The 12,559-nt window shown below is 72.6% G+C and carries 14 protein-coding genes, 1 tRNA gene and 1 pseudogene; 11 read left to right on the top strand and 5 right to left on the bottom strand.

From position 1 onward, the window contains the following. Window positions 1–15: 15 nt before the first annotated feature. A pseudogene (locus NUV38_RS17160) lies at window positions 16–60 on the bottom strand (hypothetical protein); the annotation flags it as partial. Between the two features lie 166 nt (window positions 61–226). On the opposite strand from NUV38_RS17160, the gene NUV38_RS12825 reads away from it, so the two are divergent. The 3 genes from NUV38_RS12825 to NUV38_RS12815 are packed head-to-tail and all read left to right on the top strand — an operon-like array spanning window position 227 to window position 3,049. Then, window positions 227–1,597, top strand: coding sequence for a hemolysin family protein (locus NUV38_RS12825; protein WP_257729495.1), 1,371 nt, complete (start codon window positions 227–229; stop codon window positions 1,595–1,597). Continuing rightward, the gene (locus NUV38_RS12820; protein WP_257729494.1) at window positions 1,590–2,633 is read left to right on the top strand and encodes a hemolysin family protein; all 1,044 of its coding nucleotides are present in this window, start codon (window positions 1,590–1,592) and stop codon (window positions 2,631–2,633) included. The genes NUV38_RS12825 and NUV38_RS12820 overlap by 8 nt, the downstream gene beginning before the upstream one ends. A 2-nt stretch (window positions 2,634–2,635) precedes the next feature. Continuing rightward, window positions 2,636–3,049, top strand: a complete 414-nt coding sequence (locus NUV38_RS12815; RefSeq protein ID WP_257729493.1) for a VOC family protein — start codon at window positions 2,636–2,638, stop codon at window positions 3,047–3,049. A 45-nt stretch (window positions 3,050–3,094) separates the two neighbouring features. On the opposite strand, the gene NUV38_RS12810 is transcribed toward NUV38_RS12815, so the two are convergent. Beyond that, entirely contained in the window at window positions 3,095–3,685 is a 591-nt protein-coding gene (locus tag NUV38_RS12810) for a 5-formyltetrahydrofolate cyclo-ligase (RefSeq protein WP_257729492.1), read from the bottom strand. 47 nt (window positions 3,686–3,732) lie between these two features. On the opposite strand from NUV38_RS12810, the gene NUV38_RS12805 reads away from it, so the two are divergent. The 7 genes from NUV38_RS12805 (at window position 3,733) to NUV38_RS12775 (ending at window position 9,256) form a co-directional block, all read left to right on the top strand. After that, the gene (locus NUV38_RS12805; protein WP_257729545.1) at window positions 3,733–5,073 is read left to right on the top strand and encodes a UTP--glucose-1-phosphate uridylyltransferase; all 1,341 of its coding nucleotides are present in this window, start codon (window positions 3,733–3,735) and stop codon (window positions 5,071–5,073) included. 5 nt (window positions 5,074–5,078) lie between these two features. Continuing rightward, the gene (glp, locus tag NUV38_RS12800; RefSeq protein WP_257729491.1) at window positions 5,079–6,401 is read left to right on the top strand and encodes a gephyrin-like molybdotransferase Glp; all 1,323 of its coding nucleotides are present in this window, start codon (window positions 5,079–5,081) and stop codon (window positions 6,399–6,401) included. A gap of 115 nt (window positions 6,402–6,516) precedes the next feature. Further along, the gene (gene moaC / locus NUV38_RS12795; RefSeq protein ID WP_257729490.1) at window positions 6,517–6,945 is read left to right on the top strand and encodes a cyclic pyranopterin monophosphate synthase MoaC; all 429 of its coding nucleotides are present in this window, start codon (window positions 6,517–6,519) and stop codon (window positions 6,943–6,945) included. Continuing rightward, window positions 6,942–7,472, top strand: a complete 531-nt coding sequence (locus NUV38_RS12790; RefSeq protein WP_257729489.1) for a molybdenum cofactor biosynthesis protein B — start codon at window positions 6,942–6,944, stop codon at window positions 7,470–7,472. The genes moaC and NUV38_RS12790 overlap by 4 nt, the downstream gene beginning before the upstream one ends. A gap of 10 nt (window positions 7,473–7,482) precedes the next feature. Further along, window positions 7,483–8,094 carry a GNAT family N-acetyltransferase gene (locus NUV38_RS12785; protein WP_257729488.1) on the top strand — a complete coding sequence of 204 codons (612 nt, stop codon included), beginning with the start codon at window positions 7,483–7,485 and terminating at the stop codon, window positions 8,092–8,094. Between the two features lie 79 nt (window positions 8,095–8,173). Beyond that, window positions 8,174–9,121 (top strand): hypothetical protein, encoded by a 948-nt coding sequence (locus NUV38_RS12780; RefSeq protein WP_257729487.1) that lies wholly within the window; start codon window positions 8,174–8,176, stop codon window positions 9,119–9,121. Between the two features lie 62 nt (window positions 9,122–9,183). Further along, window positions 9,184–9,256, top strand: a tRNA-Ala gene (locus tag NUV38_RS12775). 244 nt (window positions 9,257–9,500) lie between these two features. On the opposite strand, the gene ligD is transcribed toward NUV38_RS12775, so the two are convergent. Both ligD and NUV38_RS12765 read right to left on the bottom strand, forming a co-directional pair. Beyond that, window positions 9,501–10,442: a non-homologous end-joining DNA ligase gene (gene ligD, locus NUV38_RS12770; RefSeq protein WP_257729486.1), complete on the bottom strand. Its 942-nt coding sequence runs from the start codon at window positions 10,440–10,442 to the stop codon at window positions 9,501–9,503. 71 nt (window positions 10,443–10,513) lie between these two features. Continuing rightward, entirely contained in the window at window positions 10,514–11,113 is a 600-nt protein-coding gene (locus tag NUV38_RS12765) for a TetR/AcrR family transcriptional regulator (protein ID WP_257729485.1), read from the bottom strand. Between the two features lie 65 nt (window positions 11,114–11,178). On the opposite strand from NUV38_RS12765, the gene NUV38_RS12760 reads away from it, so the two are divergent. Next, entirely contained in the window at window positions 11,179–11,751 is a 573-nt protein-coding gene (locus NUV38_RS12760) for a dihydrofolate reductase family protein (protein ID WP_257729484.1), read from the top strand. Window positions 11,752–11,757: 6 nt separating this feature from the next. Here NUV38_RS12760 and NUV38_RS12755 read toward each other — a convergent pair. After that, window positions 11,758–12,559 (bottom strand): DUF4349 domain-containing protein (locus tag NUV38_RS12755; RefSeq protein WP_257729483.1); only part of this gene is annotated, 802 nt, incomplete at its 5' end.

Here is a 12,559-nt window from a genome sequence, read left to right as displayed (position 1 = left end):
GAGCCGGCCCTGGCAGGCAGGGCACTCGGTCAGCGCGTCGTCGGTGAACGACTGGTGCACCTCGAGCGCTTCACCGCAGTCGGTGCACTGGTACTGGTAGGTCGGCACGGGTCTTCTCTCCTGACGTCATGCCGGCGCTCGGGTGCTGAGCCGGCAGGAACTCCTGACGGGCAAAGGGTACAGTTCGGTGCATCGTGACCGACCCCGACTCAGCCGGAATGACCGCATGACCGAGCTTCTGCTGCTGGGCCTGTCGTTCCTGCTGATGCTTGCCTGCGGCGTCTTCGTGGCCGCCGAGTTCTCGTTCGTGACCGTCGACCGCGCCACGGTCGAGCGCGACGCGGAGCAGGGCGACGCCGGAGCGGTCGGCACCCTCAAGGCGCTGCGCACGCTCTCGACCCAGCTGAGCAGCGCACAGCTCGGCATCACGATCACCAACCTGGCGATCGGCTTCCTCGCCGAGCCCGCGATCGGCCGGCTCGTCCGGGGGCCTCTGGAGGACGTCGGCGTCACCGGCGGTGCCCAGAGCGCCGTGTCGTACGCGATCGCCCTGTTCGTCAGCACCGTCGTGACGATGCTCGTGGGCGAGCTGATCCCCAAGAACCTCGCCCTCGCGCTCCCGCAGCGCACTGCGGCAGCGACCCAGCTGCCGCAGCGGCTGTTCACCATGGTCATGGCCTGGCCGATCCGCTTCCTCAACGGCACCGCCAACCGCACGCTGCGTGCGCTCGGGGTCGAGCCGCAGGAGGAGCTGAGGTCGGCGCGCTCGCCGCTCGAGCTGCGCTCGCTCGTGCTCCGGTCGGCGCGCGAGGGCGCGATCGACGACGAGACCGCCGACCTGGTGGCGCGCAGCATCGCCTTCGGTGACCGCACCGCCGCGGACGTGCGCACCCCGCGCGTGCGCGTGCACTTCCTGGAGGCGCGCGACACGGCCCTCGACGTGATCGAGGCCGCCCGGCAGACGGGTCACTCCCGCTTCCCCGTCACTGGGCGCTCGCCCGACGACGTGATCGGCATCGTCCACGTGAAGCAGGCGGTGGGCGTCGACCCCGACCGCCGCAGGAGCGTGCGCCTCTCCGACCTGGCCGGCCCGGTGACGACCGTGCCCGACAGCCTCGAGCTCGACCCGCTCCTGGTGCTCCTGCGCGACCAGGGCATGCAGATGGCCGTGGTCGTCGACGAGTTCGGCGGCACCGACGGCATCGTCACGCTGGAGGACCTGGTCGAGGAGATCGTCGGCGAGGTCCTCGACGAGCACGACCGCCTGTCGTCGCCCAGCCGCCACCGCCAGGACGGCACGTGGTCCCTGTCGGGCCTGCTGCGGCCCGACGAGGTGCTCGAGCAGACCGGCGTGGCGCTCCCCGAGAGCGAGGACTACGAGACCGTGGCCGGTCTCCTGCACGCCGAGCTGGGCCGGCTCGGCGTCCGGGGCGACGTGGTCCGGCTCCAGGTCGACCCCACGCCCGACGACGACGAGGACGACCCGGAGCCGCTGCCCGTCTCGCTCACCATCGACCGGATGGACGGGCGACGGATCGACCGGGTGACGTTGACGATCGAGCGGCCCACGGACGGCGAGGAGGTCGACCATGGGTGACTGGTTCGGCATCGGCCTCACGCTCGTGCTGCTGGCGCTCAACGCCCTGTTCGTGGCGGCGGAGTTCGCCCTCATCTCGGTGCGACGCACCCAGCTGGAGCCGCTGGCCCAGGCCGGTTCGCGCAGTGCCAAGCTCGCCCTCAAGGCCATGGAGAACGTCACCCTCGCCATGGCGGCCGCCCAGCTGGGCATCACCATCTGCTCGCTCGGGCTCGGCGCCATCAGCGAGCCGGCGCTCGCCCACCTGATGGAGCCGGCGTTCGAGGCCGCGAACGTCCCCGAGCGGTTGGTGCACCCCATCTCGTTCGTCATCGCGCTGTCGATCATCGTCTTCCTGCACGTCGTCTTCGGCGAGATGGTGCCCAAGAACCTCGCGCTGGTGAAGCCCGACCGCGCCTCGCTCGTGCTCGGTCCGTTCATGCTGGTGGTCATCGCGATCCTCAAGCCGCTGGTCGTCTCGCTCAACGGCATCGCCAACCTCTCGGTCCGCCTGCTCGGCGTGCAGCCGGTCGACGAGGTGTCGTCCACGTACACCCACGACGAGGTGGCCGGGCTCGTCGAGGAGTCCCGTCGCGAGGGGCTGCTCGACGACGACGAGTACGGCCTCGTGCAGGGCGCGCTGGAGTTCCACGACGGTCGGGTCGACCAGGTGCTGCTGCCGCGCGAGAGCCTCATGACCATCGCGCCGTCCGCCACGCCCGCCGACGTCGAGCAGGCGTGCGCGAGCACCGGCTTCTCCCGTTTCCCCGTCACCGACGCCGGTGGGGACCTCACCGGGTACCTGCACATCAAGGACGTGCTGGAGACCGACGAGACCGCCCGGAACGAGCCGATCGCCGACAAGTGGCTGCGGCCGCTGTCCACGGTGGGGGTGGGCTCGGGGCTCTACGAGGCGCTGCGGGTGATGCAGGCCAAGGGTTCGCACATGGCGCGGGTGGCCGACGAGTCGGGCGCCGTGCTGGGCGTGATCATGCTCGAGGACGTGCTGGAGGAGCTCGTCGGCGAGATCCGCGACGCCGAGCGGCTCGAGGTCTGACCGTGGATCCCCGCCTCAGCTTCGTGACCCTGGCCGTGCCCGACCTCGACGCGGTGCGCCGCTTCTACGTCGACGGCCTCGGCTGGCCCGTCGAGCTGGAGGCGGACGGCGAGGTGATCATGATCCGCGTGGCCGACAAGGTCGTGCTGTCGCTGTGGTCCGAGGCCGGCTTCGAGGCAGAGGTCGGACCGATCCGCCGTGGTGAGGGCGTCGCGCCGATCACGCTGGCGCACAACGTCGCCACGCCCGAGGAGGTCGACGCCGTGCTGGCGGCCGCCCGTGACGCCGGTGCCGTGCACGTGGCGGCGGGGGAGCACCGCGAGTGGGGCGGGTACTCGGGCTACTTCGCCGACCCGGCCGGCTTCCGCTGGGAGGTCGCACACAACCCGGGACCGATCGGGCAGGCCGTGCTCTGAGCCGTGTCCTGCTCGGTGCCGGGTGCTCGGGCTCGGTCTCGGGTCTCACGGGACCCGGAAGACCCCGTTCTCGGTGACGACCACGTCGACCGGCACGTCGTGGTCCTCGTGCGGCACCTGCGGCACCAGCTCGTCGGCGTGCACGAGCGCGACAAGGAGGGGGCGCCGCGGGCCGGACAGCGACGCGAGCGCGCGGTCGTAGTACCCGGCGCCGCGCCCCAGGCGACGTCCGCGGTGGTCGGCGGCGAGGGCCGGCAGGACGACCACGTCGACCCCGTCGAGCGCCCCCGCGCCGAGGTCGGCGCCCACCGGCTCGTCGACGCCGAGGCGGGACCTGCGCGTGGGCGCGGTCGGGTCGTGCTCGACCCAGGCGAGCGTCCCGTCGTCGTGGGTGACGGGCAGCAGGACGGTGATGCCCCGCGCCACGAGTCCGTCGAGCAGGACCGCGGTCCCGGGCTCGTCGGCCATGGAGCGGTAGGCCGCCACGCGGCCGGAGCGGGCGATCGAGGGCAGTGCCAGCAGGTGCGCGGCGAGCGCCTCCTCGACGACGGCCCGCTGCTCGGGGGTCCGACGACGGCGCGACTCCAGCAGCGGGCGGCGCGCGGCATGCTTCGCCTCTGCGATCGACCGGCCCATGTGACTAGCCTAGGCGGGTGGACGGACTGGAGCTGGCGCGCACGAAGATGGAACGGGCCGACGTGGCCGCACCGGCGATCGAGGTCTTCAGCGACTTCTACCGCCAGCTCGAGGGAGGGGCGACGGGACTCGTGCGGGAGGCCGACGTCGACCCGCTCGTCGACGTCGACCGTGCCGCCGACGTCGGCTTCGACGCCCGGGCGCAGCGCGACGCCGCCGCCGTCACGGCGGTCATCAAGCTCAACGGCGGGCTCGGCACGTCGATGGGCATGGACCGTGCCAAGACCCTCCTGCCCGTGCGGGCCGACCTCACCTTCCTCGACGTCATCGCCCGCCAGGTCCAGCAGGTGCGCCGCGACCACGACGTGTCCCTCCCGCTGCTGTTCATGCACAGCTTCCGGACCCGAGACGACTCCCTCGCGGCGCTCGCCGCCCACGACGGGCTCGAGGTCGACGGGCTGCCGCTGGACTTCCTGCAGAACCGTGAGCCCAAGCTGCGTGCCGACGACCTCACCCCGGTCACCTGGGACGCGGACCCCTCGCTCGAGTGGTGCCCGCCCGGGCACGGCGACCTGTACACGGCGCTGCTGGTCTCGGGCGTCCTGGAGCGTCTGGTCGAGGCCGGGTACCGCTACGCCACCGTCTCCAACGCCGACAACCTCGGCGCCGCGCCCGACCCGGCGATGATGGCGTGGTTCGCCTCCACCGGCGCCCCGTACGCGGCCGAGGTGTGCCGGCGCACCCCCGCCGACGTCAAGGGCGGCCACCTCGTGGTCCGCCGGTCCGACGGACGGCTGGTGCTGCGCGAGACCGCCCAGACGGCCGACGAGGACGCCGAGAGGGCTGCCGACCTGACGGTGCATCCGTTCTTCCACACCAACAACCTCTGGTTCGACCTCCCGCGCCTGCTCGAGACGCTCCGCTCGAGCAACGGCGTGCTGGGGCTGCCGCTGATCCGCAACGAGAAGACCGTCGACCCCACCGATCCCACCTCGCCGAAGGTGGTGCAGATCGAGTCGGCGATGGGCGCGGCCGTGGAGGTCTTCGACGGGGCCACGGCCATCGAGGTCGACCGGTCGCGCTTCCTGCCCGTCAAGACCACCAACGACCTCCTGCTGCTGCGCTCGGACGTGTACGGCCTCGGCGACGACGCCCGCCTCCGGGCCACGGTCAACCCGCGCCCGCTCGTGGACCTCGACCGTCGGTTCTTCACGACGATCGCCGACTTCGACGCCCGGGTGCCGCACGTCCCGTCGCTGTCGGGCGCGTCGTCGTTGACGGTGCGCGGCGACTGGCGGTTCGAGCGCGACGTGGTCGTGGTCGGTGACGCCCGGCTCGACGACGACGGCACGGCCCGCAGCGTTCCGGCGGGCACCCGGTTAGGCTGACGCGCATGTCGTCCGACGTGGGGAACGAGACCGGTCAGCAGACCGGTGACGCCGCTCCCGTCCGTGGACCCCGCCCCCGGGTGCGTCCGGAGAGCGTGCCCGACGGGTTCCTGACCGTCGAGGACCACCTCGAGCAGATCCTGCGGGGCATCGGACCGCTCGAGCCGTACGACCAGCCGGTGGTCGAGTCGCTCGGCCTGCCGCTGCACTCCGACGTGCGCGCCCCGATCTCCCTGCCGCGCTTCGACAACTCCGCGATGGACGGCTACGCCCTGCGCGCGGAGGACCTCGCCGAGGCGAGCACGGCCCAGCCGGTCGAGCTCCCCGTGGTGGGCGACATCCACGCCGGGACCGCGCGTCCGTTCGCCATCTCCCCGGGCACCGCGGTCAAGATCATGACGGGCGCCCCGGTGCCGCGCGGCGCCGACACCGTCGTCCCGTTCGAGGACGCCGACCGCGGGAACGCCCGCGTGCGGTTCACCTCGGCCCCCCGCGTCGGTGCCCACGTGCGCCGCGCGGGCGACGACGTGAGCGAGGGCGACCTGGTGCTCCCCGCGGGCAGCGTGGTCGGTCCGCGCGAGGCCGGGCTGCTGGCGTCGCTGGGTCTCGGCCGCGTGGCCGCACGACCCCGGCCCCGCGTGGTGGTGCTGTCGACGGGCAACGAGCTGCGCGAGCCCGGTGCCCACCTCGACTACGACTCGATCTTCGACGGCAACAGCTACATGCTGGCCGCAGCGGTCCGCGCGGCCGGTGCGATCGCCTACCGCGTCGGCGCCGTGGGCGACGACCCCCGCACGTTCCGGCGCACGCTGTCGGACCAGCTGGTGCGCGCCGACCTCGTCGTGACGAGCGGTGGCATCAGCGAGGGCGAGAAGGACGTCGTCAAGGAGACCCTCTCGGCGCTCGGCACCGTCTCCTTCCCCAAGGTCGCGATGCAGCCCGGCAAGCCCCAGGGCTTCGGCACGATCTTCGACGAGCAGACGCCGATCATCACGCTGCCCGGCAACCCCGTCTCGGCCTACGTGTCGTTCGAGGTGTTCGTGCTGCCCGCGATCCGGCGGCTCATGGGTCTCACGCCGTACCGGCGGCCCATGGTGCACGCGGTGCTCACGCAGGACGTGGTGTCGTCCCCGGGGCGCCGCCAGTACGTGCGCGGCGTCTTCGAGGTCACGCACCGCGGCGCCAAGGTGACACCGCTCGGCGGCCACGGGTCGCACCTGCTCGGGTCGTTGGCGCACGCCAACGCGCTCATCGTGGTGGGGGAGGACGAGACGGCGCTCAACCTCGGCGACACCGTGCGCACCCTCGTGCTCGACAGGCCCTTCTGACGTGGGCGCGGTCGGCCCCGGCGGGGCTTCCCCTCGACGGGGCTCGGCAGGACCCGGGCCGCGGGCGGAGAGCCGGCCGAGCCTGACGCACGTCGACGAGACGGGGGCTGCGCGCATGGTCGACGTCGGCGACAAGGACGTCACGCGGCGCACCGCGACCGCCCAGGGCCGGGTCGAGGTCTCGCCCGAGGTGGTCGCGCTGCTGCGCGGCGAGGGCGTGCCGAAGGGTGACGCCCTCGGCGTCGCGCGGGTCGCGGGGATCATGGCGGCCAAGCGGACGCCCGACCTCGTGCCGCTCTGCCACCCGTTGGCCATCAGCGGTGTCGACGTGTCCCTCACCGTGGCCGACGACGCCGTCGAGATCAGCGCCAGCGTGCGCACCACCGACCGCACGGGCGTGGAGATGGAGGCGCTGACCGCTGTCGCCGTCGCGGCCCTCACGGTCGTCGACATGGTCAAGGCCGTCGACAAGCACGCGCGCATCACCGACGTCGAGGTCGTGGCCAAGTCCGGCGGTCGCAGCGGCGACTGGAGCACGTCGTGACCTCGGTCCCCGAGCCCGTCGAGGGGCGCCGTGCCGCGGTCGTCGTCGCCTCCAACCGCGCGTCCGCCGGGGTCTACGAGGACCAGACGGGTCCGATGCTCGTCGAGGCGCTGCGAGATTGGGGCTTCGACACCGACGACGCCGCCGTGGTGCCTGACGGCGAGCCCGTGGCCGACGCGATCTCGGCGGCGCTGGCAGCCGGTGCGGCGGTTGTCCTCACCACCGGAGGCACCGGCATCAGCCCCACCGACCGGACCCCCGACGTCACCCGCCCCCTGCTCGACCGCGAGCTCCCGGGTCTTGCCGAGGCACTGCGGGCGGCCGGGGTCGCCAAGGGCGTCCCCACGGCCGTGCTGTCGCGTGGCCTCGCCGGCGTGGCCGGCAGCACGCTCGTCGTGAACCTGCCCGGGTCCCGCGGAGGCGTGAAGGACGCGATCGAGGTCCTGGCCCCCGTGGTCGGACACGCGGTCGACCAGCTCGCGGGCGTCGACCACGGCGGTCCCGACCACCCGCAGGCCCACACGTGAGGGTCCGGACGTGAAGGGGTGGCCGGTCGAGCTGTCGCACGGCGACGTCGGCGTCCGACCGCTCAAGCGGTCCGACGCGGGCACCTGGGCGCGGCTGAGGCGCGCCGACGTGGCGTGGCTTGCGCCCTGGGAGGCCACCCTCCCGCCCGGCGGAGGCTCGGCGCCGATGTCCTACCGGGCGATGATCGGCGCTCAGCGCCGTCGGGCCCGACAGGGCAAGGCCATGCCGTTCGCCGTGACCTGGCAGGGCGAGATGGTCGGCCAGGTCACCGTCAACGGCATCGCGTGGGCGTCGGCGCGCTGGGGCAGCATCGGGTACTGGATCTCGCGGCGGCACGCGGGCCACGGCATCACCCCGGTGGCGGTGGCGCTCGTGGCCGACCACCTGCTCGACACCGTGGGTCTGCACCGTGTCGAGATCTCGGTACGGCCCGAGAACACCGCGAGCCTGCGCGTCGTGGAGAAGCTCGGGCTCGACGAGGTGGGGCTCGCTCGGGAATACCTGCACATCGACGGCGCGTGGCGTGACCACCGGATCTTCCAGGCGCTGGCCGACGACCGCCCGGGGCGGCTCCTGGCCCGCGTGACGGGCACGGACGACGCCCGCGAGCCGGTCACCTGAGTCACACCCGTCACAATCTTCACGCGACACACGGTGTGACCTGCGCCGATTCGTTCGGCGTCCGCCCTACCGTTGCGGCGTGGGTGCCAATGGACTGATCGTCGCGTTCGTCGTCGCGGTGTGGGCGGCGTACTTCGTGCCGCTCGTCCTGCGTCGGTACGACGAGGCCAGCTCCTCGGAGTCCCTCGAGTCGCTGAGCCCCCTGAGTCGGGTCGTCTCCAGGCGGCGCGAGGCCGCACAGCCCGAGGAGGCCGATCCCGTGGACGAGATCGTCGACGAGCCCGCCGTCCAGGCCGAGACGCGTGAGGTGACCCGGTCGTCGGTGCCGTCCGCCGCCCCGACGTCTGCCGTCTCCGCGCCGACGCGTCGGGCCGCGATCGTGGCCGCCCGCCGTCGCCGTCGGACGCTGCTGACCCTGCTCACCTCGCTCGTGCTCGTCGGCGGCCTGGCCGCCTTCTCGGTCGTCTCCCCGGTCTGGGTGGGTCTGCCCGCCCTGCTGGTCGTCGCCTGGCTCGTGGCCTGTCGCGTGCAGGTGCGTGCCGAGCGTGGCATCAGCCGTCCCCGTCGCGAGCGCGCCTCACTCGCCTCGCGACTGCCCTCCCTCAAGCGTGCGGCCCAGTCGGCGGCGTCCGACGTCGCCACGCGCTCGTCGCGCCGCGCCACTCCCGAGCGCACCGCCGACGACGAGCACACGATCGTGGTCTCCGGCCAGTTCGAGGACGTCGAGCCCGACCGCAAGCACGTCATGCAGCGCACGGAGCTCCCGGCCGACGCGCTGGAGGAGAAGCTGCAGATCGCGGTGCCGTCGGTGTCCACGTCGGGCACGCCGCTGTGGGACCCGCTCCCGGTCACGCTGCCCACGTACGTGACCAAGCCGCGCGTCGGCCGCACGGTCCGCACCATCGACTTCGACGCTCCGGGTACCTGGACGTCGGGGCACGTGGAGGGCGAGGACGTCGAGCTCCCGGGTCGCCCGGCGGCCGGCGAGACGGTCGCCGAGCAGCCGCGGCGGGCGTCCGGCCAGTAGGTCCCGGTGGTCGCCGGGTCGGTGCGGAAGCGCCCGGACCTGGTGCTAACCTGGATCGTCCTGGGGCATTGGCGCAGTTGGTAGCGCGCTTCGTTCGCATCGAAGAGGTCAGGAGTTCGAATCTCCTATGCTCCACTCGGATGAGACAAGGCCCCCGTCACTCGTGACGGGGGCCTTGTTCGTTTCTGTGGGGGCCTTGTCTCATCCGAATCGGGACTGGTGATTCGGGGACGACCGAGCGCCAGCGAGGGAGGGAGTCTCCTATGCTCCACTTCTCTCTCGTTCGAATCGAATCCGGTGATCCGGGGACGACCGAGCGCCAGCGAGGGGCGCGCCGCGAGGGGAGCCTCCAGCCATCCGCTCCGCTGACGAGCAGGGCTCACTCGCCGACGTCGTCGTCCACGTCGACCCCGTCGCGGTCCGCCCACTCCAGCAACGGGGCGAGGTCGAAGACGGCGTCGTCGATCCCGGCGTGCAGGTCCCCGAGCCGGGCGAAGCGGGGCGGCACGGTCTCGAGGGTGAAGTCGCGCGGGTCGACGTCCGGCACCTCGTCCCAGGTGATCGGGGTCGAGACCCGACCGTCGGGCACGCCGCGCACGGAGTAGGCCGCGGCGATCGTGTGGTCGCGGGCGTTCTGGTTGTAGTCGATGAACACCTGCGACGGGTCGCGGTCCTTGCGCCACCAGGTCGTGGTGGCCTCGTCCGTGCGGCGCTCCACCTCGCGCGCGAACGCGAGGGCGGCCCGGCGGACCTCGGTGAAGCCGTGCTCGGGCGGTATCCGGACGTACACGTGCAGGCCGGAGCCACCGGAGGTCTTCGGGAAGCCGACGGCGCCCAGCTCGTCGAGCACCTCGTGGGCCACGGCGGCGACACGCTGCACCGTAGCGAAGTCGCAGTCCGGCCCCGGGTCCAGGTCGATCCGCCACTCGTCGGGCTTCTCCGGGTCTGCGCGTCGGCTGTTCCAGGGGTGGAACTCCACGGTGGACATCTGTACGGCCCACACCACGGCCGCGAGCTCGGTGACGCACAGCTCGTCGGCGGTCCGGTCGTAGCGCGGGAAGGTCAGGCGCACCGTCTCCAGCCACGGGGGTGCCCCGTGCGGGACGCGCTTCTGGTGCACCTTGTCGCCCGCGAGGCCCTTCGGGAAGCGGTGCAGCATGCACGGTCGCTCGAACAGCGCGTTGACGATGCCGTCGCCGACGGCGAGGTAGTACTCGACGAGGTCGAGCTTGGTCCATCCTCGTTCCGGGAAGTACACGCGGTCGGGGTTGGAGACGCGCACGAGCCGGTCGTCGACCTCGATCTCGACCGCGTCAGTCACTCGCTCAGCCTGTCACTGCGCCGCGTCCGCTGCCACTGGTGGCGAACCGCCGGTCGGGGAGGGGCCCGGAGTCAGCCGAGAGCCGGGCCGGCCGGCTCGGTCGGCAGGAGCCGCTCGACGGTCTCGGCCACGTAGGCGTCGAGGTCGGCGTCGTCGACGAGGCCGGGCAGGGTGAGAGCGTCCACCACCAACCAGTTGAGGGCCTGGTAGAGCAGTCGCACGGTGACGGCGTCGCCCGGCATGTGCCACTGCTCGTGGGTGCTGATGTTGCTCAGCAGGTCGGCCCGGACACGGTCGGTCAGCACGTCGCGGACGCCCTCGCGCCGGGTGGCCTCGAGCCGGAGCTCGAGCAGCGCGAGGAAGCCGGTGCGGTAGTCGACGATCCGGCGCACGGTGTCGACCATGAGCCGGACCAGCAGGTCGCGGTCGCGGGGAGCGTCGGCGGGCACGACCACCTGGCTCGCGCCGTCGAGGAGCCGCTCGTAGACGCGCTCCCCGGCCTGGGTGAGCAGGTCGTCGCGGTTGCGGAAGTAGTTCGACGCCGTCCCGGCCGGAGCGTCGGCGCCGGCGTCGACCGCTCGGAACGTCAGGCCACGTGCTCCCTCGGCAGCGAGTGTCTCGATCGCGGTGTCGAGGAGCGCGACCCGTCGGGCGGGGTTGGATCGTGCCACGTGAGACCACTCCATCCGTAGTGTTACAGTCGAACCACTACGCCCATAGTACTCAGGAGGATCGCATGCGGAGGCTCGTCTACTACGTCGGCACGTCGCTCGACGGCTACATCGCCGGACCCGAGCACGAGGTCGACCTCTTCGCCCCGTCGGAGGAGCTGCTCGCGTGGATCCGTGAGCACTACCCCGAGACCCTGCCGCACGCGTACCGCGAGGCGATGGGGATCGCCGACGAGCCGAACCGGCACTTCGACACCCTGCTGATGGGGCTCGGGACCTACCAGCCGGCCCTGGACGTGGGCATCACGCAGCCCTACCGGCACCTGCGCGAGGTCGTGGTCTCCTCGACCCTCGAGGCACCCGACCCCGCCCTCGAGGTCGTCCGGGACGACGTCGTCGGGCGGGTCCAGGAGCTGAAGTCGCAGGACGGGCTGGACATCTGGCTGTGCGGGGGTGGGCGGCTCGCCGGGAGCCTGCTGTCGGAGATCGACGCGATCATCCTCAAGCGGTACCCGGTGGTCGCCGGGTCCGGGCGGCCCGTGATCGACGGATCCTTCCGGCCCACGGCCTTCCACCCCACCGACTCCGTCGCGTTCGACGACGGGGCGCTCGTCACCTGGTTCGAGCGGCGGGCCTGACGGCGGTCAGCGCCGGCGTCGCAGCCACCCGACCAGGCGCCACAGCAGCCATCCCAGCAGCGCGACGCCGAGCCAGGGGAGCACGGCTCCGAACGCCTCGACGGTCGCGTTGACGACGGCGACCAACGCGTTCCAGCCCGACTGCAGGCCGCCGACGAACCCGCCGGGGTCGACCGACTCGGCGCCGTCGCGGGCGACGAGCTCGACCGACAGCGTCGAGAGGTCGACCTGCTCGCGCACTGCGCGCCGCTGGCCCTGGAGCGACTCCAGATCGGCCTGCCGCTCCGACAGCGCCCGTTCGACGGCCAGCAGTGCCTCCGCGTCGTCGGCGTCGGTGAGGATCTCGAGCAGGCGATCGACCGACGTGGTGAGGCTGCGGATGCGGGCGTCGAGATCGGCCACCCGGTCGGTCACGTCCTCCCGCGCGACGTCGACCCCGGTGACGGTGCCATAGGTGCGCAGCTGCGCTACCGTGCGGTCGACGGCGTCGGCGGGAACCCTCACGACGAGGGAGGCCGACGTCACCCTCGCGCGCTCGCCGGACCCGTCACTCGCGTACTCGGACCGCTGGTCGATGCGCCCTCCGGCTCGATCGACCCAGGCGGCCAGGGCGTCCGCGACCTGGGCCGGCGCCGAGACACGCACGGTGGCGCTGCCGGTCGTGACGACCTGGCGCTCGGACGGCTCGACGTCCGGCAGCTCCTGCGTCGCGGCGTCGCCGGGCTCCGCCTCGGCGCGGAGCGCTCCTGCTGCCTGCTCGGGCTGCTGGGGTGCGGCGGCGACGTCGGCGCTGCTGTCGGCGCCGGCC

Source organism: Aeromicrobium sp. 50.2.37 (assembly GCF_024655735.1).
In the GTDB taxonomy this organism is placed as follows: Bacteria; Actinomycetota; Actinomycetes; order Propionibacteriales; family Nocardioidaceae; genus Aeromicrobium.
Note: the sequence above shows the minus strand (reverse complement) of the source record. Positions and strands in the feature narration are given on the sequence as shown.

Coding starts and splice junctions, on each gene's coding strand:
- NUV38_RS12825 (WP_257729495.1), top strand. CDS start 227: ATGACCGAGCTTCTGCTGCTGGGCCTGTCGTTCCTGCTGATGCTTGCC.
- NUV38_RS12820 (WP_257729494.1), top strand. CDS start 1,590: ATGGGTGACTGGTTCGGCATCGGCCTCACGCTCGTGCTGCTGGCGCTC.
- NUV38_RS12810 (WP_257729492.1), bottom strand. CDS start 3,685: ATGGGCCGGTCGATCGCAGAGGCGAAGCATGCCGCGCGCCGCCCGCTG.
- NUV38_RS12805 (WP_257729545.1), top strand. CDS start 3,733: ATGGAACGGGCCGACGTGGCCGCACCGGCGATCGAGGTCTTCAGCGAC.
- glp (WP_257729491.1), top strand. CDS start 5,079: ATGTCGTCCGACGTGGGGAACGAGACCGGTCAGCAGACCGGTGACGCC.
- moaC (WP_257729490.1), top strand. CDS start 6,517: ATGGTCGACGTCGGCGACAAGGACGTCACGCGGCGCACCGCGACCGCC.
- NUV38_RS12760 (WP_257729484.1), top strand. CDS start 11,179: ATGCGGAGGCTCGTCTACTACGTCGGCACGTCGCTCGACGGCTACATC.